This window comes from Yersinia enterocolitica subsp. enterocolitica (assembly GCF_901472495.1).
Lineage (GTDB): Bacteria > Pseudomonadota > Gammaproteobacteria > Enterobacterales > Enterobacteriaceae > Yersinia > Yersinia enterocolitica.
This window is the reverse complement of sequence record NZ_LR590469.1, coordinates 2,429,218-2,449,458: the sequence shown is the minus strand read 5'-3', so window position 1 is coordinate 2,449,458 and position 20,241 is coordinate 2,429,218. Positions and strand designations below refer to the sequence as shown.

The window sequence follows — 20,241 nt, the reverse complement described above, 5'->3', positions numbered from 1 at the left end:
AGTTCATATTTTCATGGGATATATCTCGGTATGCAATCATATGACGTGGTAATCGCTGGTGGCGGAATGGTCGGCCTGGCACTGGCTTGCGGGTTGCAAGGCAGCGGTCTGCGTATCGCCATTCTGGAACACCAGCCAGAACAAGAGCCGCTACCTGCGCCAGTGAGCGGTGAGCTGGCGCTTCGGGTCTCGGCGATCAATGCAGCCAGTGAGCGCTTACTGCAAAAAATTGGTGTGTGGGAGAACATCCTGGCTCTACGCGCCAGCCCTTATAGTGGCATGGAAGTGTGGGATCAAGACAGTTTTGGCAAAATTGCTTTCCACGCCGATGAGTATGGTTTCAGCCATCTGGGACATATTATTGAAAATCAGGTCATTCAGCAGGCACTCTGGCAACGAGCAAGCCAATTGGCTGATGTCACCTTGCTGGCCCCCGCCAGTATCAAACAGGTAGCTTGGGGCGAAAGTGAGGCATTTATCACGCTGACAGATGACCGGATGCTGAGCACCAAACTGGTGGTCGGGGCCGATGGGGCCAACTCTTGGTTGCGCCAACATGCTGATATCCCTCTGACATTTTGGGATTATGCCCATCACGCGCTGGTGGCCACTATTCGCACTGAAGAAGCCCATCAGGCCACGGCCAGACAGGTGTTTCATGGCGACGGCATTTTAGCATTCCTGCCATTTAGCGACCCGCATCTTAGCTCGATTGTTTGGTCAGTCTCACCTGATCGCGCCGCTGAGTTAACCGCACTGCCCGCAGAGCAGTTTAACCGCGAGTTGGGAATGGCATTTGATATGCGACTGGGGCAATGCCAACTTGAAAGCGAGCGCCAAACCTTCCCACTGACCGGGCGATATGCGCGCAGTTTTGCCGCTCACCGGTTGGCTTTGGTCGGTGATGCTGCCCATACCGTGCATCCATTGGCTGGGCAGGGGGTGAATTTAGGCTTTATGGATGCTGCTGAATTGGTTTCAGAACTCCGGCGCTTGCAGCGTCAGGGCAAAGATATTGGCCAACACCTTTATTTACGCCGCTATGAACGTCGCCGTAAACACCGTGCTGCGGTGATGCTAGCCAGTATGCAGGGGTTTCGTGATTTATTTGCCGGAAATAATCCCGCTAAAAAACTGCTGCGTGATATTGGGTTAACATTGGCTGATAACTTACCGGGTATCAAACCACAGTTAGTGCGTCAGGCGATGGGGTTAAATGATTTGCCCGATTGGCTCGATGAATAATCCAGGGTATAAAACCCGCCTCAGTTGAAATAATCTAATTTCAGCCCACTTTTCGCATTAGTTTTTTTATGTACAACCAAAGCCTGATAAGTTGATTCTGACAGGGTTTTGGTTGTTTCGTTATATAACATCGCTATTTTTACGCTTTAATTGTTAATTATGTGCCTCTGGGCGCATTTTTACAGTGGAAAACTCTGCACAATACCCCTGCCTTTTGTCGTCCTAACTCTGGTTATCGCCTATTTTAGCTTATGGTTACCTGATGGATTCAGTGATAACGTTGGGTAAAAGGTATTGTTTGCGTAACGGTGTTCATGCCTATTTTTATTGGGGGATGAAGCCGGTATAAAACACTCATGACATGTTATAGCCAAAGCAATTGGCGTTGTAGGTAGGCGGCAAGCGAATGAATTCCCGATAAGCTTACACCGGTAAGTGATTCGGGTGAATGAACGTAGCCAACGCCCCTACGGCTTCAAGTGCGAAGGGTATATTGAGGGAGAGTAGATGGCTAAGCAGACCCCGCTGTATGACCAACACGTGGCGTGCGGTGCGCGCATGGTAGATTTTCATGGCTGGATGATGCCATTGCATTATGGTTCCCAAATCGATGAGCACCATATCGTGCGCCAGGATGCCGGTATGTTTGATGTCTCGCACATGACTATTGTCGACTTACACGGTGCTCGTACCCGTGAATTCCTGCGTTATCTATTAGCTAATGATGTTGCCAAACTGACCCAACCGGGCAAAGCCCTTTATACCGCAATGCTGAATGCCTCCGGCGGTGTTATCGATGATTTGATTGTCTATTTCCTACGCGAAGACTATTTCCGTTTAGTGGTTAACTCTGCTACCCGCGAAAAAGATCTGAACTGGATCATTCAGAATGCTGAGCCGTATCAGGTTGATGTCACTGTACGTGATGATTTGGCGCTGGTAGCAGTGCAAGGCCCAACAGCACAACAGAAAGTCGCGACCTTACTAACTCCTGAGCAGCAACAAGCGATCGCAGGAATGAAGCCGTTCTTTGGTATTCAGGCTGATGATTTGTTTATCGCCACCACCGGCTATACCGGCGAAGCAGGTTACGAAATTGCGCTACCTAAAGAACGGGTTGTCGAATTTTGGCAACAGTTGTTGGCTGCTGGTGTGAAACCTGCTGGCCTTGGTGCACGAGACACTTTGCGTCTGGAAGCCGGTATGAATCTCTACGGTCAGGAGATGGACGAAGGCGTTTCGCCGCTCGCCGCCAATATGGGCTGGACAGTGGCCTGGTTGCCAGAAGACCGCCAGTTTATCGGCCGCGAAGCACTTGAGCAGCAACGTGCTAACGGAACTGAGCAATTGGTAGGTTTGATCATGACCGAAAAAGGTGTATTACGTAATGAGTTGCCGGTGCATTTTTCTGATGATTCGGGCAATCAGCATGTGGGCGTGATAACCAGCGGTTCATTCTCTCCTACACTGGGTTTTAGTATTGCACTGGCCCGTGTCCCTGCGGGGATAGGTGAAAATGCAGTAGTGCAAATCCGCAACCGTGAAATGCCGGTGCGGGTCACAAAACCGGGTTTTGTGCGGGCGGGTAAACCGGTCGCGCTGTAATTATTTAGAGTATTCCGAATTCTACGAGCCACACCTTTTTGGCTCTACCCTTTTTAAGGAGCAGCAATGAGCAATGTACCAGCAGATTTGAAATATGCGTCATCTCATGAGTGGGTTCGTGCCGATGGTGATGGCGTGTACAGCGTCGGGATCACCGAGCATGCACAAGAGCTACTGGGTGACATGGTGTTTGTTGATTTGCCTGAAGTGGGCAGTGAAGTTTCCGCTGGCAGCGATTGCGCTGTTGCCGAATCCGTTAAAGCTGCTTCTGACATTTATGCGCCAATCAGTGGTGAAATCATCGCTGTGAATGCTGAACTGGAAAGCTCCCCAGAGCTGGTGAACAGCGCGCCTTATACCGATGGCTGGCTATTTAGCATCAAAGCTTCTGATGAAAGTGAGTTGGATAGTTTGTTAGATGCTGAGGCGTATCTGGCGACCATTGAAGAATAAATGAAAAAAGCCTGAGGTGAGTGAAGTGCAATGAGCTAAGGGTTGACCACGTCTGCGGGCGCACCGGTGGCTCACGCCACTACGACCCGAACGACGTGTTTCCCCTTAGTTCGGCTTTGTGAGTATTTCTAAAACCTCTCCAAGGCGCGGTTAATCTCAAATATCTCCCGTCCCATGCCCTATTCAGGAATGTGTAGCAAATGACTCAGAATCTCAGCCAGCTTGAACATAACGATGCTTTTATTCAGCGCCATATCGGCTCCTCTGCTGAACAACAGCAACAGATGTTGGCCGCTGTTGGTGCCAACTCGTTAAGTACATTGATCCAGCAGATTGTTCCGGCAGATATCCAATTGCCAAGCCCGCCCCCGGTGGGGGAAGCCGCCACAGAACATCAGGCGTTGGCGGAACTTAAAGGGATCGCCAGCCAGAATCAGCGCTATAAATCCTATATCGGCATGGGCTACAGCCCGGTTCTGACGCCGCCGGTTATTCTACGTAATATGCTGGAAAACCCCGGTTGGTACACGGCTTACACTCCGTATCAGCCAGAAGTTTCACAGGGTCGCCTTGAGGCATTACTGAATTTCCAGCAACTTACCCAAGACTTGACTGGCCTGGATCTGGCTTCTGCTTCTTTATTGGATGAAGCCACCGCAGCCGCAGAATCCATGGCGTTGGCGAAACGAGCCAGTAAACTCAAAGACGCCAATCGTTTCTTCGTCGCCGATGATGTCCATCCACAAACACTGGATGTCGTCCTGACCCGCGCAGAAACCTTTGGTTTCGAAGTGATTGTTGACCGCGCAGAAAAAGTGCTGGAGTTAGACGGCGTGTTCGGTGTGTTGCTGCAACAAGTGGGCACCACGGGTGAACTACATGATTACAGCGCGCTGTTGGCTGAGCTGAAAAAACGCAAAATCATTACCAGTGTTGCCGCCGATATTATGGCGTTAGTGCTGTTGACCGCACCGGGTAAGCAAGGTGCTGATGTGGTGTTTGGCTCGGCTCAGCGCTTTGGTGTCCCTATGGGCTACGGTGGCCCACACGCGGCATTCTTTGCCTGCCGCGACGAGTTTAAACGCTCCATGCCGGGGCGGATTATCGGTGTTTCCCGTGATGCCGCTGGTAACACCGCGTTGCGAATGGCGATGCAAACTCGCGAGCAACATATCCGTCGCGAGAAAGCCAACTCCAATATCTGTACTTCTCAGGTTTTACTGGCCAATATCGCCAGCTTGTATGCGGTTTATCATGGCCCACAAGGCTTGCAGCGCATCGCGGGTCGCATTCACCGCATGACTGATATTCTGGCGGCGGGCTTGCAACAAGCTGGTCTGGCACTGCGTTTCACCCATTGGTTCGATACATTGACTGTCGAAGTGAAAGATAAAGCTGCTGTATTGGCTCGCGCATTGAGTTTTGGTATTAATCTGCGAACTGATATTCATGGTGCAGTAGGTATCACGCTGGATGAAACTACCTCGCGTGAAGATCTTCAAATTCTCTTCACCTTGTTAGTTGGTGATAACCACGGTCTCGATATTGACCTGCTTGATGCCAAAGTCAGCCAGAATAGTCAGTCGATTCAAACGGGCATGCTGCGCCAGGAGCCAATTCTGACTCACCCGGTATTTAATCGTTACCACAGCGAAACCGAAATGATGCGTTATATGCATCGTTTAGAACGCAAAGATTTAGCACTGAATCAGGCGATGATCCCGCTGGGCTCTTGCACCATGAAGCTGAATGCTGCCGCCGAGATGATCCCGATAACCTGGCCGGAATTCGCTGAATTGCACCCATTCTGCCCGCCGGAACAAGCTGCGGGTTATCAGCAAATGATTGGTCAACTGTCACAATGGTTGGTGCAACTGACCGGTTATGATGCGGTTTGTATGCAGCCAAACTCTGGCGCGCAAGGCGAATATGCAGGGTTACTGGCGATTCGCCGTTATCATGAAAGCCGCAATCAGGCGAGCCGTCATATCTGTTTGATCCCAAGCTCGGCTCACGGCACCAACCCGGCATCGGCACAAATGGCCGGTATGTCCGTAGTGGTGGTGGCCTGTGATAAGCAAGGGAATATCGATTTGCACGACCTGCGCCAGAAGGCGGGTGAAGCAGGTGATGAACTCTCTTGTATTATGGTGACTTACCCGTCGACTCACGGCGTGTACGAAGAAACCATCCGCGAAGTTTGCCAGATTGTGCATCAGTTTGGTGGTCAGGTTTACCTCGATGGCGCAAACATGAATGCGCAGGTGGGAATAACCACTCCGGGCTATATTGGCGCGGATGTTTCTCACCTGAACTTACATAAAACCTTCTGTATTCCACACGGCGGTGGTGGCCCAGGTATGGGGCCGATTGGTGTTAAAGCACATTTAGCGCCGTTTGTTCCGGGCCACAGTGTGGTGCAAATTGATGGTATGACGACCCAACAGGGCGCGGTTTCGGCGGCCCCATTTGGTAGTGCGTCAATCTTGCCTATCAGCTGGATGTACATCCGTATGATGGGGGCTGATGGGCTGAAACAAGCCAGTCAGGTCGCGATTCTGAATGCCAACTACATTGCAACTCGCCTGAAAGAGGCCTATCCGGTGCTGTATACCGGCCATGATGGCCGGGTGGCGCATGAATGTATTCTGGATATTCGCCCGCTGAAAGAAGCGACCGGAATCAGTGAGATGGATATCGCCAAGCGCTTAATCGACTTCGGCTTCCATGCGCCAACCATGTCCTTCCCGGTGGCGGGCACGCTGATGGTGGAACCGACTGAATCAGAAGGTAAAGTTGAGTTAGACCGCTTTATCGACGCCATGCTGGCTATCCGCGCGGAAATCGAGAAAGTGGCTCGTGGTGAATGGCCACTGGAAGACAACCCGTTGGTGAATGCGCCGCATACTCAAGCTGAGCTGGTCGATGAGTGGCAGCATCCGTACAGTCGTGAGCTAGCGGTATTCCCGGTGGCAGGTGTGATGGAGAATAAATACTGGCCGAGCGTGAAACGTCTGGATGATGTGTACGGTGACCGTAATTTGTTCTGCTCATGCGTACCTATCAGTGACTACGAATAATTCTTGCAGCAAATAATACAGGCTGCTGATAAACCCCAATAACTCGATCTTACAAGGTGAGGGCAGGCAGAAGAGTAAAGCGTCCGCGCCAGGGACGGCGCGGGTCGAGCCTACAAGGATGCTTGTTCTAACAAAAGAAATACGGCGTCTTTACGATCTGCCTGTTTTCACCTCTACGGGCACTTTGTTATTAATCTTAAAGGGTCGCGCAAGCGGCCCTTTTGCTGTTTATATCATGGCGATAATTGGTATCTACTCTTATCAATGACTACGCTTATTTTTCGTTATACAAATAGTAAGCGTGATTATTTATGGTAAGTACTCAATTTATCGGTAGTTGGTCACTGGTATCGCAGCACTTTGTTTTACCCGATAACAGCATTCATTATCCGATGGGGCAGGCGATGTCTGGTCGGATTAATTATGAAAAACAAGGCACGATGGCTGCCCAACTGTACAGTAGCGGCAGAACAAAGTTTGCCTCTGAAGATTGGTTGCAAGGTAATGATACTGAAATAAAAAATGCCTTTCTCAGTGCATTGACCTATTTTGGCCGATATGAAATTGATGAACAGCTTGCGACCGTCACACATATTGTCGAAGGCAGTTTATTTCCCAATTGGGTAGGAAGTCAGCAGGTTCGCTATTATCAATTTGAGGAAGACCGTTTGACACTGCGCACCCCGCCACTGCAAATGAATAATTCTGTGCTGGTTGGGGTGTTAATTTGGCAAAAAATTCACGGCTGAATAAGGGACTGAGATATGCATAAGAATGTGGCATTAGTGACCGGGTAAAAAGCTTACTGCCAATGAAACGCGGCGGGCATCCACAAGAAGTGGCAGAGGCAATCGTCTGGTTGCTGTCAGACCATGCCTCTTATGTCACTGGCAGTGTATTGGATTTAGCCGGCGGGAAATAAGCGAGTATTCAGTTACTTCAGCCAACCTTTTTGCTGTGCTGCCTGCAACTGCGGCAGCAAATGCTGCCAAATCTCAGGATAGCATTCGGCAACCAATTGGTTACGCTCCAGTACCTGCTGTAGCTGAATACCATTTTCTATCCAACTTTGTCCCTCGGTATGCAGGTTAATAAGCATGGGCAGAATGCGATCCAGCACTGTCGCAAAGCGCGCCTCGGCAGTTTCTTCCGCTTCATACTCATTCCACAGCGCAGTAAATTGTGCGCCTAATGCAGGTGGCAGTAGGCCAAATAAGCGCCTGGCGGCAGCGACCTCTTGCTCATGAATAGCGGCTCTGGCCGCCAAATCATAAACAATGACATCACCGGCATCGATTTCGACAATATCATGCAGCAGCGTCATTTTTATCACGCGATTGATATCGATGTCTGGGCCAGCATAGGGAGCCAGACTCATTGCCGCTACGGCAAAATGCCAACTGTGCTCGGCTGAATTTTCCTGACGCAAGCTGGCAATCACTTTGGTGCGCCGCTGAATATCTTTTAGCTTATCGATTTCCATCAGAAACTGAATAGTCTCTGTCAGTGGACCAAAATCCAAGACTGCTAATGACATAAATTACCCTTTGTTTTTGGCGCTGAGCAATAATTGCTGCTCAGGCTCGATTTGTCACCCTAATTTGAACCACAGACACGGCGGGTTACATGTACTGACAGAATATTTAAGCGTACACGTGTACACTGGAATTATTCTCAGTTAATCTGTGCGCACTCTTTTTGTACAACTTTAGAATAACTATTGCGCTCATCGGATGAGATAACGATTCATTTTCAGGATAATTAGTATTGAAGAATAAATCAGCTGTACCTACGACCTCGGTCACTCCCACCGTAGCGGCAACACCGTCTTATCCGTGGGCAGAAGAAATAGCCAATAGCATCAGTCATGGTATTGGCGTGGTGTTTGGCATTATCGGTTTGGTTTTGCTATTGGTGCAGGCGTTAGATAATGGGGCCGATACCAAAGCATTAACCAGTTATAGTTTGTATGGCGGCAGTATTATTCTGCTGTTTTTAGCCTCGACGTTGTATCACGCCATCCCACATCGCAAGGCGAAACTCTGGCTACAGAAGTTTGACCATTGTGCCATTTACATCTTAATCGCTGGGACATATACACCATTTCTATTGGTGGGGTTGGACTCCCCGTTAGCCCGTGGCTTGATGGCGGTAATATGGGGATTGGCACTGGTGGGCGTCATTTTCAAATTGGCCTTTGCACATCGCTTTGAGGTGTTGTCGCTGGTGACTTACCTGACGATGGGCTGGCTTTCATTGATTGTGATTTATCAACTGGCGGTAAAGCTTGAGATTGGTGGGTTAGCATTATTGGCGATTGGCGGCTTGTTATACACGTTGGGGGTGATTTTCTATGCCTCTAAGCGCATTCGCTTCGGCCACGCCATTTGGCACGGTTTTGTGTTGGGCGGCAGTGTTTGCCACTTTATGGCAATTTATCTGTACGTCTAATCGTTGGTTTTAAGAAGGCCGGAAAACCGGCCTTATGGTGTTACCGACGAATATTATTTATCTTCAGTCAGTGAATAGGGTAACGGCTGAATAGTGAGCACGCTTTCTGCATCATCACGCACGCGCAGCACACTGTCTGCCGCCAAGTCATTATTCAGCACCGCTTGAACCCACACCGTGCCATCACTGAGCGCAACGGCTGCCAATACGCTACCGGTACGACGCCAGTTTTCACCTAATTGCCACTCTAAATCTTCGCCGGCTGCTGGCACTCGGTTGGCGTGACCTGCCAACCAGTAGAGTGCGCGCTTATTAGCACCACGGTATTTTGCTCTGGCGACCATTTCTTGCCCGGTATAACACCCCTTGCTGAAACTGATGCCATTCAACGCCTGAATGTTTGTTGCTTGTGGAATAAATTGCGCGCTGCTATCGGTATCAATGATAGGAAAACCTGCTTCGATATCCAGCGCCAGCCACTGTTTGCTGTTATTAAACTGCGCGCGATCAGCCAGTTTTTCCACTAACTGTTGCGCTTGCCCGGTATCTGTCACCAGCAGGAAGCGCTCGGCGGGCAGAGAGAAATACAACAGTGTGCTATCACCTTGCTGTACTACCGGGTGATCGGCATTAGGTAACTCGGCGAAAACCTCCGCTAGCGCAGCTTTTGCCTGTGTGCCCGCCACACCGAGTAAAACGACATCAGGTTGTGCGGCAATCACCACTTTGGAGAACACCGCATATTTCTTCAGCTCGCTCAACTGGTTATCAAGCACACTACGGCGTTCGATAAAGGCTAACCCTTCGCCACGATAAAATAATCGCAGGTTGCTCCACATTTTCCCTTTGGCATCACAGTGGGCACACAGCACATGCTGATCTGTGGGCAGTGCATCAATATCTGCCGTGACTTGCCCTTGCAGATATTTTACGCGGTCTGCGCCCGTTAAGGTTACCAGCGCCCAGTCATCAAGAGAGATTAATGTTAGTGGCAGCTCAGAAGAGGCGACCAGTGGTTGTGCAGCAAATGGAGTGTTATTAGCCATGGCTTACCTAAAATAAATATACCCGTCATACTTCAAGCTGCATGTGCGTTGGCTACGCTCACTAACCCGAATCACTTACTCATGTAAGCTCATCGGAGTTTTCTCGCTTACCGCCTTCCTGCCACTCGAATTATTTTGGGTAGAGTAAGTACCTGCGGATAAGTGGTACCTATCAGCGCGGCACAGTGAACTGATGCTCCAATGGTAAAATAGTCGGGTAGCTTTGCAAGCAGTAATTCCACGGAATGACCATTATTATTCAATATCTGAATTCGACGATATCTGAGGTACAATAGCCACAGATTCTATGGCGGAGTGCTGAATATGATTGAAAAAACAGCATAATCCCGTCCTTAGCCTATCAGTATCCTTTTTTTGAGGAGTCAATCAGGACATGGAAATCGATAATAAAGCCCGTATTCACTGGGCGTGCCGTCGGGGTATGCGTGAACTGGATATCTCTATCATGCCGTTTTTTGAACATGAATATGATGGCTTGAGCGATAACGAGAAACAGGTTTTTATCCGCTTGCTTGAGTGTGATGATCCAGATTTATTTAACTGGTTGATGAATCACGGGGAACCGCAGGATAGTGAGCTGCGTCAAATGGTCAAACTGATTCAAACACGAAATAAAGCCCGTGGCCCAGTGGCGATGTGACCTGCGGATATCCTGGCACACTCAACTCTTCTCTCTATTAGCTCATGGCGTCCTGGTCACATTGACGCTGGTTGCGCCTTGGCCTCAGGGCTATACCGCGCTGTGGTTGGTATTACTGACGTTAGTGGTGTTTGAGTGTATCCGCAGCCAGAAAAATATTACGTCTTGCCAAGGTGAGATCAGGCTGAAACCCGGCAATATAGTGCTATGGAAACGGCATGAGTGGGTCGTCATTAAGCAGCCGTGGATCACCCGTTATGGCGTATTATTGAGTTTACAACAGACAAGCAGTCGCTCAACCCGTAAGCGTTTATGGCTAGCGGCTGATAGCATGTCTGAAGAGGAATGGCGGCAATTGTGTCTCCTGCTGCGCCATTCATTTGGCTCCGATGAAGGTATTAATTAATGAAGCCCTTAATCTGGCTGGTGGAAGATGAACCGAGTATCGCTGACACCTTAATTTATACCTTGGAAAGTGAAGGTTTTACCCTCCGGTGGTTTGACCGGGGGGAACCCGCTCTGGCTGCTTTGGCCAATGGCCCGCCAGCACTGGCAATAGTTGACGTGGGCTTACCTGATATTAACGGTTTTGACCTGTGCCGCCGTATATTGGCCCAAGTACCGGAACTTCCTGTGGTTTTTTTAACTGCACGTAGCGAAGAGCTGGATCGGATTGTCGGCTTGGAAATCGGCGCTGACGACTATATCGCTAAACCATTCTCACCGCGTGAGGTGAGCGCCAGAGTTCGCACCGTGTTACGGCGGCTGCAAAAATCTCAATCCTTGGCTACTTCTGCCACCTTGCATCAGGTCGGCAATTTCACTCTGGACGAAGCGGGGGCGAGAGTCACTTATCATCAACAGGTTTTATGGCTCACCCGCTATGAATATCTGCTACTGAAAACCTTATTACTGGCACCTGATCGTGTATTTTCACGCCAGCAATTGATGGATATTGTCTGGGCGCAAGCAGAAGAGAGCCAGGATCGTACCGTCGATACCCACATCAAAACTCTGCGCTCAAAGCTGCGTATGACTTACGATGAAGAGTCGCCAATTCGCACCCATCGTGGGCTGGGTTACAGCCTGACGTATCGAACATGAGCCATTTCCGATGAAAATAGGTGTGCGTTTGTTGCTGGGCTATTTTCTGATAGTCGCCATCGCCGGTTATTTTGTCATTCGTATTTTCGTGCAGGAAGTTAAGCCCGGGGTGCGGCGCGCGACGGAAGGAACATTGGTCGATACCGCCACCTTGCTGGCGCAATTCGCCCGTCAGGATATGTTGCAAAATAAAGTCGCCGGTGGTCAGTTGGCACAAGCTTTTGCTTCACTCAATCTGCGGCCAATCGGCGCAAATATTGAAGGTATCCGTAAGGATCGCAATGAATACCGGGTTTATCTGACTGACGCTAAGGGACGGGTGATCTTTGATTCATCCGGTAAAGCCGTCGGGCAAGACTATTCGCGCTGGAATGATGTCTGGCTGACACTGCGTGGTAATTATGGCGCACGTAGCACCCGCACCGATCCTGCCGACGAACAAAGTTCGGTGATGTATGTGGCCGCTCCGGTGATTGTCGAGAATAAGATTATTGGGGTGCTCAGTGTGGGTAAACCCAATATTTCTATGGCTCCGGTCATCAAACGCAGTGAGCGTAAAATCTTGCTGGCGGGTGGGGTGTTACTGGGGATTGCTCTGCTAATTGGCTTGGGGTTTGTCTGGTGGATCAATCGGGCTATTGGCAAGCTGGTCGATTATGCCGAACGGGTTTCCGAGGGGCAGAATGTTGCGCTACCCGCGATGGGCAGCAGCGAACTGAATGATTTGGCGCGAGCACTGGAAAGCATGCGGCTTAAATTAGATGGCAAAGCTTATATTGAGCAATATGTTCACACGCTGACCCATGAGTTGAAAAGCCCGCTGGCAGCGATTACTGGTGCGGCCGAGCTATTACGCGAATCTCCACCGCCAGCCACGGCTCAGCGTTTTCTGATGAATATTGAGCAGCAAAGTACGCGTATCCAGCAATTGGTGGATAAGATGCTGATACAGGCACGGCTGGAAAGTCGGGTTGACGTGCAACTGTCCCCAATAGAAATAAGCAGCATCATCAAGCAAGCGATGGGAGCCAAAGAAGCTCAGGCCGTCAGCCGAGGTATTAACTTGCGGTTAATCCGCGCCGATAGTGCGACATTAACCGGGGACGGGTTATTGCTGAGTCAGGCGTTGACCAATCTGATTGATAATGCACTAGATTTCACTCCCGCGGGGGGCGAAGTGACAGTAAGCGGCACCAGGCAAACGGATGAATATTTGATTACCGTTGAAGATACCGGAAGTGGCATCCCAGATTATGCCCAAGAGAAGATTTTTGACCGTTTTTATTCGCTAGCGCGGGCCAATAGCCCAAAAAGTACCGGATTGGGGCTGAATTTTGTGCGCGAAGTTGCCGCTATTCATCAAGGGAATATTTCCCTTGAAAACCGCCAACTGCACGGGGTATGCGCTCGTTTGACCTTACCGCTAGCTATCACTTAAGTCGCTGACTTCACTTTCACTTCACATAACCTCATTTTCCTTTCACTTCACGAGCTTAAGCTGCTCTCCTGACCTTAAAGGAGAGCACGTCATGTTCAAATCCGTACTGTTTTGGAAAATAGCCGCGTTATTGGGACTCATTCTTTTGATGATGATTCCGAAAGAAATGCTGCTGAATGTTATCAATGAACGCAGTGGCTATCGCCAAAGTGTGGTCGACAAAGTCAGTGACAGCACCAGCCGCGCGCAAAAGATCCTTGGCCCGCTGATTGTCGTGCCTTACAGCGAATGGATTGAAACTGAAGTTGATGGTAAGAAGCAGGGGCAACGGGTGAGCCGCCATCGCTACTTATTGCCGGAGGTAATGACAGTCACTGGTGCGCCGGATGTTGAAGTTCGCCAATTGGGTATTTATCAGGCTCAGGTCTATCAGGGGGAACTCTATTTCCACGGTCAATTTGAATCTTCCTCGCTAGATGATTTAGAGCGGGAAGGTGTCACCATCGGCATGCCGTCATTAGTGTTGGCACTGAGTGATTCGCGAGGGATTCAGCAGATTTCGCCGTTAAGTCTGGGTAATGCAAAAATTAATTTTGAACCGGGGGCATTCTTGGGGCGCACGGCGCAAGGGGTGCATGCACCGCTGACTATCGAGCAGGTTCGCCAGGGCAAATTTGATGTTAATTTTAAACTGACACTGGCAGGCACCAACAGCCTTTCAGTTGTGCCCGTCGGGCGCAGCAGTGAACTGACGTTACAGAGCAACTGGCCGCATCCTAATTTTGTCGGTGAGTTTTTGCCATTACAACGCAAAGTAGATGAAAAAGGCTTCCGTGCACATTGGAGCAGTAACTGGCTGGCTAACAGCATGAATATCAACTTTGCCGGTGATAATGTGCGTTTTGATTTTGACCAACTACCTGCGTTCACCACCAGCTTGATTGAGCCAGTCGACCACTATCAGCTAACCGAGCGAGCCATTAAATATGCCATTCTATTTATTGGTTTAACCTTCTTCAGCTTCTTTCTATTCGAGAGCCTGACGTCATTGCGTGTACACCCTATTCAGTATCTGCTGGTGGGCGCAGCATTGGTTTTGTTCTACCTTATGTTACTGGCGTTCTCTGAACATTTAGGGTTTACGCTGGCTTATATTATCGCCAGTTTGAGTTGCAGTATGTTGATTACCATCTATTTAAGTGCAGTGCTAGGCGGGTGGTTGCGTGGCGCATTATTTGCAAGCGGGCTATTACTACTGTACGGCGTATTGTTTGGACTATTGCAATCAGAAGACAATGCTCTGTTATTAGGTGCGGGTTTACTGTTTATTATTCTCGCGGCGGTTATGTTACTGACCCGGCGGTTAGACTGGTATCAAGTGGCTTCCCCACAACGTTTGACCGGGCAGAAAAGCGCAGAATCAACGGATAGCGAACCGAAAACCGAAGAGATATCGAGCGACGTCGCAACAGCGGGAGGCGGTGCTCAAGACTCTTTCCGGTTATGGAAATAAAATTACATAAGTAGAAACGGGTATAGCAAACGGGCACTGTGGCTGCCCGTTTATCCAATTAAAGCAAGGCATCCATCTCAAGCAGAATTTGCTCACACCACTGTTCGATGCGCTCTTCACTCAAATCGTATTGATTAACCTCATCTAACGCCAGGCCCACAAAGTGTTTACCGTCAGCACTGAGCGGTTTCGGGCTGGTAAACTCAAAGCCCTCTGTCGGCCAAAAACCAATAAATTTCACCCCTAGCGGGGCAATATGGTCATGCAGCATCCCAAGAGCATCAAGGAACCATTCGCTATAACCGAATTGATCGCCCATACCATACATGGCGACAATCTTTCCTTTGAGATTCAACTGAGTTAATTGTGGCCAAACGGCTTCCCAATCTTCCTGTAATTCGCCGAAATCCCAGGTAGGGATCCCCAGAATCAGAATGGAATATTCTTCCATCAGGCGAGGGCTGACATCTTTTAAGTTATGTAAATCAACCAGATCTTCGCCGAGAATATCGCGGATTTTTTCTGCCACCATTTCGGTATAGCAGGTGCTGGAGCCGTAAAAGAGACCTATCTTCATGATGTATAGCCATAGCATTACTAATAAGGAATAGCATCGAGTGTACCAGATTTGTCCCGTCATCAGGCATAATGACTGCCCATCCAATCAAAGAGAGAAACAGTCATGCAACAGCAAAATAACCCGCTGATTGAACAGTTTCTTGATGCCCTGTGGCTGGAGCGGAATCTGGCAGAGAATACACTGGCATCATATCGTTTGGATTTACATGCGCTGAGCGGATGGTTAGAGCATCACGACAGTGATTTATTGCGCGCCGGTTCGCAGGACTTGCAGTCTTTCCTTGCCGAGCGCATTGAGGGCGGTTATAAAGCCACCAGTTCAGCCCGGTTGCTCAGTGCGATGCGCCGATTATTCCAATATTTATACCGCGAAAAATTACGCGAAGATGACCCGACAGCGCTACTGTCATCACCTAAATTACCGCAGCGCTTACCAAAAGATTTAAGCGAGGCGCAGGTTGAGGCATTACTTAACTCCCCCAATGTCGATATCCCGCTAGAATTGCGCGACAAAGCGATGCTGGAAGTCCTCTATGCCACCGGTCTGCGGGTGTCTGAGCTGGTTGGGTTGACCATCAGCGATGTGAGTTTGCGCCAAGGGGTAGTGCGAGTTATCGGTAAAGGGAATAAAGAGCGGCTGGTCCCCTTGGGGGAAGAAGCGGTGTACTGGATCGAGAATTACATGGAACATGGCCGCCCATGGCTTATCAATGGGCAGTCATTAGATGTATTGTTCCCAAGCAACCGCAGCCAGCAAATGACAAGACAGACTTTCTGGCATCGAATCAAACACTATGCGATCCTTGCCGGTATTGATAGTGAACGGCTGTCACCTCACGTATTGCGGCATGCTTTTGCCACGCACCTGTTAAATCACGGCGCGGATTTACGTGTGGTACAAATGTTATTGGGCCACAGTGATCTGTCGACGACCCAGATTTATACCCATGTAGCAACTGAGCGTTTGAAGTTGCTACATCAACAGCATCATCCGCGCGCATAATTGTTTTTTATGAAAACCATGCCGAGTAGAAAAAGATAGGATTTATAAATGAAAAAAAGTTTATTACTGCTGCCGATCGTTATCGCTGCATTCACGGGGCTGGCTCATGCTGATGATGCCGCTATCCAACAGACACTGAAAAAGTTGGATATGCAGAAAGCTGACATCCAACCATCACCTATCCCCGGCTTGAGTACCGTGATGACTGAGAGCGGTGTGCTTTATATTTCCGCCGATGGTAAACACTTGTTGCAAGGGCCGCTGTACGATGTTAGCGGTAGCCAACCGGTGAATGTAACCAACCAGATGCTGGTGAAAAAGTTGGAAGCATTGAGCAAAGAAATGATTGTGTATAAGGCGCCACAAGAAAAACACGTTGTTACCGTGTTTACTGATATCACCTGTGGTTACTGCCATAAATTGCATGAGCAAATGAGCGACTATAACGCACTGGGGATAACCGTGCGTTATTTGGCCTTCCCGCGTCAAGGGTTGAGCTCTCAGGCAGAAAAAGACATGCGCTCAATCTGGTGTATGGCTGATCGCAACAAAGCATTCGATGATGCGATGAAAGGTGTCGATATATCACCTGCAACCTGTAAAACCGATATTTCTGAGCACTATAAGTTAGGTGTGCAGTTTGGTATTCAGGGCACTCCAGCTATCGTGTTGCAAAATGGCACTATCGTTCCAGGTTATCTGGAGCCAAAAGAAATGTTACAGATGCTGAATAAGCACCAGGCTTCCTCAAAAGCGGCGGGTTAATCATCCGTGACATTGAAAACTCAACTTCGCCGTCGTGAGGCGGTGGATGATAGCCATTTGCCCGCCCAGTTACACCCATTGCTGCGCCGCCTTTATGCCAGCCGTGGCGTAAAAAGTGCCGAGGAGCTGGAGCGCGGTGTAAAAGGCCTGCTTGCCTGGCAGCAACTCGACGGTATTGAAGCCGGTGTTACTCTGTTGCAACAAGCATTGGCTGACAGGCGTCGTATTGTGATTGTCGGTGATTTTGATGCTGATGGCGCAACCAGTACGGCGTTGGCAGTGCTCGCTTTGCGTAGTATGGGTGGCAGTAATATTGATTATCTGGTGCCAAATCGTTTTGAAGATGGCTATGGGCTGAGTCCCGAAGTTGTCGAGCAAGTTGCTGCCCGTGGTGCAGAACTGATCGTCACTGTCGATAACGGTATTTCCTCTCATGCGGGAGTGGATTTGGCTCATGCTCTGGGTATCCAGGTGTTGGTTACCGACCATCACCTGCCGGGTGAAACCTTGCCAGCAGCCGAAGCTATCATCAACCCGAATTTGGCGGGTTGTGATTTTCTCTCCAAATCACTGGCCGGAGTGGGCGTTACTTTTTATCTGATGTTGGCGCTACGTGCTCGCCTTAGAGACAGCGGTTGGTTTGAACAGCGTGCTCTGGCGGTGCCTAATTTGGCTGAATTGCTGGACTTGGTTGCACTGGGAACGGTAGCCGATGTGGTGCCATTGGATGCCAATAACCGCATCTTGGTGCATCAGGGGTTAAGCCGTATCCGGGCGGGAAAATGTCGACCGGGGATCCGTGCATTACTGGAAGTTGCTAACCGTGATGCGCGCCAACTGGCAGCCAACGATCTGGGTTTCTCCCTTGGCCCACGGCTTAATGCAGCTGGCCGTTTGGATGATATGTCGATCGGCGTGGCGTTATTGCTGAGTGACGATATTGCTCAAGCCAGAGCGCTGGCAATCGATCTTGACGCGCTAAATCAAACGCGCCGTGAGATAGAGCAGGGCATGCAAGTTGAAGCCTTGCAACTGTGCGACCAATTAGAGCGCACCAGCACTGAATTACCTTACGGTATCGCGATGTTTCACCCAGAGTGGCACCAAGGGGTGGTCGGGATTCTGGCCTCACGCATTAAAGAGCGTTTTCATCGGCCGGTTATTGCTTTTGCCCCAGCGGGTGATGGTTTACTGAAAGGCTCGGGGCGGAGTGTGGCAGGCCTGCATATGCGCGATGCTCTTGAACGCCTGGATACCTTAAACCCCGGATTGATGTTGAAATTTGGCGGTCATGCCATGGCGGCGGGGTTATCGCTGGAACAGGATAAATTTGATGAGTTCCGTCAGCGCTTCGCCGATTTAGTTGGTGAATGGATGGATGCCTCACAGTTAGAAGGAGTTATCTGGTCAGATGGCGAACTGAAAGGAAACGAATTATCACTGGAAACCGCAGAGTTGCTGCGAGATGGCGGCCCGTGGGGGCAATCCTTCCCTGAACCGACATTTGATGGCAAATTCCGTATCTTGCAACAACGGCTGGTGGGTGAACGCCACCTGAAACTTATGATTGAGCCTTTGAATGGCGGGCCTTTACTGGATGGTATCGCGTTTAATATTGATACGACTTTATGGCCGGATAGCAGCGTGCGCGAGGTTAAGCTGGCTTATAAACTCGATATTAATGAGTATCGCGGTAACCGTAGTGTCCAGTTGCTGATTCAACACCTGTGGCCGTATTAGTAAACCACGATATTATTCTATACCCAAAGTAGTTGGTGCTGCAGCAAGTTAGCCAACGAATGACAAATTGGTTGTAAACCATTTTGAACGGCGCTTGCGCTAGCCCGCAGGGTGAGCTTGAGCTTCTGATGAGGCTCATAATCCCAATGAGCTGGCATTAGTCAGTGATTCGGGTGAGTGAGAGCCGCTAACACAGTTGCAGCAGCAAATAGGAAGGGGATAGCTACAAATATAGTCAACAAGCTATAAACCGTCGTATAGATCCGTTAGAATTACCAATTCTGTGCCCTAAATAATTCAAGTTGCAGGAAGGCGGTAATTGAGTAAATCCCGACGAGTTGACGTCAGTCAATGATTCAGGTGAACGAAGACAGCCAACACACATGCAGCTTGAAGTATGGCGGGTATAATGACATTCCGTCATCTACGACTTAACGTAAGACTTTAAACCATGTTTGAAATAAACCCGGTAAAAAACCGAATTCAGGATCTGTCTGATCGGACAGCCGTTCTCAGGGGGTATCTTTGACTATGATGCCAAGAAAGAACGACTGGAAGAAGTAAACGCTGAGCTGGAACAGCCCGACGTCTGGAATGAACCTGAGCGCGCTCAGGCTCTAGGTAAAGAACGCTCCTCGCTGGAAGAGATTGTCACAACTATTGATCAACTGGATCAAGGTATGGACGACGTGACTGGCTTGCTGGAATTGGCTATTGAAGCTGACGACGAAGAGACATTTAACGAAGCGGTTGCCGAGTTAGATATCCTTGATGGCAAGTTGGGCCAACTCGAATTCCGCAGAATGTTCTCTGGTGAATATGATAGCGCCAACTGTTATCTGGATCTGCAAGCCGGTTCCGGTGGTACAGAAGCTCAGGACTGGGCCAGCATGCTGCTGCGCATGTACCTGCGTTGGGCTGAAGCCAAAGGTTTCAAAACCGAAATCATCGAAGAGTCTGATGGTGATGTTGCTGGCTTAAAATCAGCCACTATCAAGATCATCGGCGATTATGCGTTTGGTTGGTTACGTACTGAAACTGGCGTACATCGCCTGGTACGTAAAAGCCCGTTTGACTCTGGTGGCCGCCGTCATACTTCATTCAGTTCTGCCTTTGTCTATCCAGAAGTTGACGACGATATTGATATCGAAATCAACCCGGCGGACTTGCGTATTGACGTTTACCGCGCATCTGGTGCGGGTGGTCAGCACGTCAACAAAACAGAATCTGCGGTACGTATTACCCATATTCCAACCAATATCGTGACTCAATGCCAGAATGACCGTTCTCAGCATAAGAACAAAGATCAAGCCATGAAACAGCTGAAAGCAAAGCTGTATGAGTTTGAGATGCAAAAGAAAAATGCTGATAAACAGATGCTGGAAGATAATAAGTCCGATATCGGCTGGGGTAGCCAGATCCGTTCTTATGTACTGGATGACTCCCGTATCAAAGATTTGCGTACCGGTGTAGAAACACGCAATACGCAAGCGGTACTGGATGGTGATCTGGACAAATTCATTGAAGCAAGTTTGAAAGCCGGGCTATAAGGAACTGA

18 protein-coding genes and 1 pseudogene are annotated in these 20,241 nt (G+C 49.4%); 16 read left to right on the top strand and 3 right to left on the bottom strand.

Features of this window, described 5'->3' with window-relative positions; translation table 11 throughout:
• Positions 1-30 precede the first annotated feature (30 nt).
• From ubiI to FGL26_RS11645, 6 genes and pseudogenes are all read left to right on the top strand, one after another.
• A complete protein-coding gene (gene ubiI / locus FGL26_RS11670) occupies positions 31-1,245 on the top strand; it encodes an FAD-dependent 2-octaprenylphenol hydroxylase (RefSeq protein WP_005173506.1) in 1,215 nt (404 codons plus the stop codon).
• Between the two features lie 507 nt (positions 1,246-1,752).
• Positions 1,753-2,850 carry a glycine cleavage system aminomethyltransferase GcvT gene (gene gcvT / locus FGL26_RS11665; protein WP_005173502.1) on the top strand — a complete coding sequence of 366 codons (1,098 nt, stop codon included), beginning with the start codon at positions 1,753-1,755 and terminating at the stop codon, positions 2,848-2,850.
• Between the two features lie 66 nt (positions 2,851-2,916).
• Complete coding sequence (gene gcvH, locus FGL26_RS11660) at positions 2,917-3,303, top strand: glycine cleavage system protein GcvH (protein ID WP_005173499.1); 387 nt, start codon at positions 2,917-2,919, stop codon at positions 3,301-3,303.
• 200 nt (positions 3,304-3,503) lie between these two features.
• Positions 3,504-6,383: an aminomethyl-transferring glycine dehydrogenase gene (gene gcvP, locus FGL26_RS11655; protein WP_005173496.1), complete on the top strand. Its 2,880-nt coding sequence runs from the start codon at positions 3,504-3,506 to the stop codon at positions 6,381-6,383.
• A gap of 311 nt (positions 6,384-6,694) precedes the next feature.
• Positions 6,695-7,132 carry a lipocalin-like domain-containing protein gene (locus FGL26_RS11650; RefSeq protein WP_005173494.1) on the top strand — a complete coding sequence of 146 codons (438 nt, stop codon included), beginning with the start codon at positions 6,695-6,697 and terminating at the stop codon, positions 7,130-7,132.
• Positions 7,133-7,155: 23 nt separating this feature from the next.
• Positions 7,156-7,305 (top strand): annotated as a pseudogene (locus FGL26_RS11645) (SDR family oxidoreductase); the annotation flags it as partial.
• 12 nt (positions 7,306-7,317) lie between these two features.
• Here FGL26_RS11645 and FGL26_RS11640 read toward each other — a convergent pair.
• A complete protein-coding gene (locus tag FGL26_RS11640) occupies positions 7,318-7,920 on the bottom strand; it encodes an HD domain-containing protein (protein ID WP_005173488.1) in 603 nt (200 codons plus the stop codon).
• A gap of 230 nt (positions 7,921-8,150) precedes the next feature.
• Here FGL26_RS11640 and trhA point away from each other — a divergent pair, with 230 nt between their 5' ends.
• Positions 8,151-8,834, top strand: a complete 684-nt coding sequence (gene trhA / locus FGL26_RS11635; protein ID WP_005173485.1) for a PAQR family membrane homeostasis protein TrhA — start codon at positions 8,151-8,153, stop codon at positions 8,832-8,834.
• Between the two features lie 53 nt (positions 8,835-8,887).
• On the opposite strand, the gene ygfZ is transcribed toward trhA, so the two are convergent.
• Positions 8,888-9,880, bottom strand: coding sequence for a tRNA-modifying protein YgfZ (gene ygfZ, locus FGL26_RS11630; RefSeq protein ID WP_005173484.1), 993 nt, complete (start codon positions 9,878-9,880; stop codon positions 8,888-8,890).
• A gap of 394 nt (positions 9,881-10,274) precedes the next feature.
• Here ygfZ and sdhE point away from each other — a divergent pair, with 394 nt between their 5' ends.
• The 5 genes from sdhE (at position 10,275) to creD (ending at position 14,596) form a co-directional block, all read left to right on the top strand.
• Positions 10,275-10,541 carry an FAD assembly factor SdhE gene (gene sdhE, locus FGL26_RS11625; protein WP_004390965.1) on the top strand — a complete coding sequence of 89 codons (267 nt, stop codon included), beginning with the start codon at positions 10,275-10,277 and terminating at the stop codon, positions 10,539-10,541.
• Positions 10,522-10,947 carry a protein YgfX gene (locus FGL26_RS11620; protein ID WP_005166047.1) on the top strand — a complete coding sequence of 142 codons (426 nt, stop codon included), beginning with the start codon at positions 10,522-10,524 and terminating at the stop codon, positions 10,945-10,947. Before sdhE ends, FGL26_RS11620 begins: the two co-directional genes overlap by 20 nt.
• A complete protein-coding gene (gene creB / locus FGL26_RS11615; RefSeq protein WP_005173478.1) occupies positions 10,947-11,645 on the top strand; it encodes a two-component system response regulator CreB in 699 nt (232 codons plus the stop codon). The genes FGL26_RS11620 and creB overlap by 1 nt, the downstream gene beginning before the upstream one ends.
• A 10-nt stretch (positions 11,646-11,655) precedes the next feature.
• On the top strand, positions 11,656-13,083 hold the full coding sequence (gene creC / locus FGL26_RS11610; RefSeq protein ID WP_032909123.1) for a two-component system sensor histidine kinase CreC: 1,428 nt from the start codon (positions 11,656-11,658) through the stop codon (positions 13,081-13,083).
• Positions 13,084-13,174: 91 nt separating this feature from the next.
• Entirely contained in the window at positions 13,175-14,596 is a 1,422-nt protein-coding gene (gene creD, locus FGL26_RS11605) for a cell envelope integrity protein CreD (protein WP_005173463.1), read from the top strand.
• A gap of 58 nt (positions 14,597-14,654) precedes the next feature.
• Here creD and fldB read toward each other — a convergent pair whose 3' ends face one another.
• Entirely contained in the window at positions 14,655-15,173 is a 519-nt protein-coding gene (fldB, locus tag FGL26_RS11600; RefSeq protein WP_005173454.1) for a flavodoxin FldB, read from the bottom strand.
• 105 nt (positions 15,174-15,278) lie between these two features.
• On the opposite strand from fldB, the gene xerD reads away from it, so the two are divergent.
• From xerD to prfB, 4 genes are all read left to right on the top strand, one after another.
• Positions 15,279-16,178: a site-specific tyrosine recombinase XerD gene (gene xerD / locus FGL26_RS11595; protein WP_005173453.1), complete on the top strand. Its 900-nt coding sequence runs from the start codon at positions 15,279-15,281 to the stop codon at positions 16,176-16,178.
• 48 nt (positions 16,179-16,226) lie between these two features.
• The gene (gene dsbC / locus FGL26_RS11590) at positions 16,227-16,943 is read left to right on the top strand and encodes a bifunctional protein-disulfide isomerase/oxidoreductase DsbC (RefSeq protein WP_005173451.1); all 717 of its coding nucleotides are present in this window, start codon (positions 16,227-16,229) and stop codon (positions 16,941-16,943) included.
• Between the two features lie 6 nt (positions 16,944-16,949).
• Positions 16,950-18,683 (top strand): single-stranded-DNA-specific exonuclease RecJ, encoded by a 1,734-nt coding sequence (gene recJ / locus FGL26_RS11585; RefSeq protein ID WP_005173449.1) that lies wholly within the window; start codon positions 16,950-16,952, stop codon positions 18,681-18,683.
• A gap of 451 nt (positions 18,684-19,134) precedes the next feature.
• Positions 19,135-20,233 (top strand): peptide chain release factor 2 gene (gene prfB / locus FGL26_RS11580; RefSeq protein WP_011817019.1). Its coding sequence is split into 2 segments (ribosomal slippage): positions 19,135-19,209 and positions 19,211-20,233, totalling 1,098 coding nucleotides; the frame shifts between segments, so codons are not numbered across the junction.
• Positions 20,234-20,241: the final 8 nt, after the last annotated feature.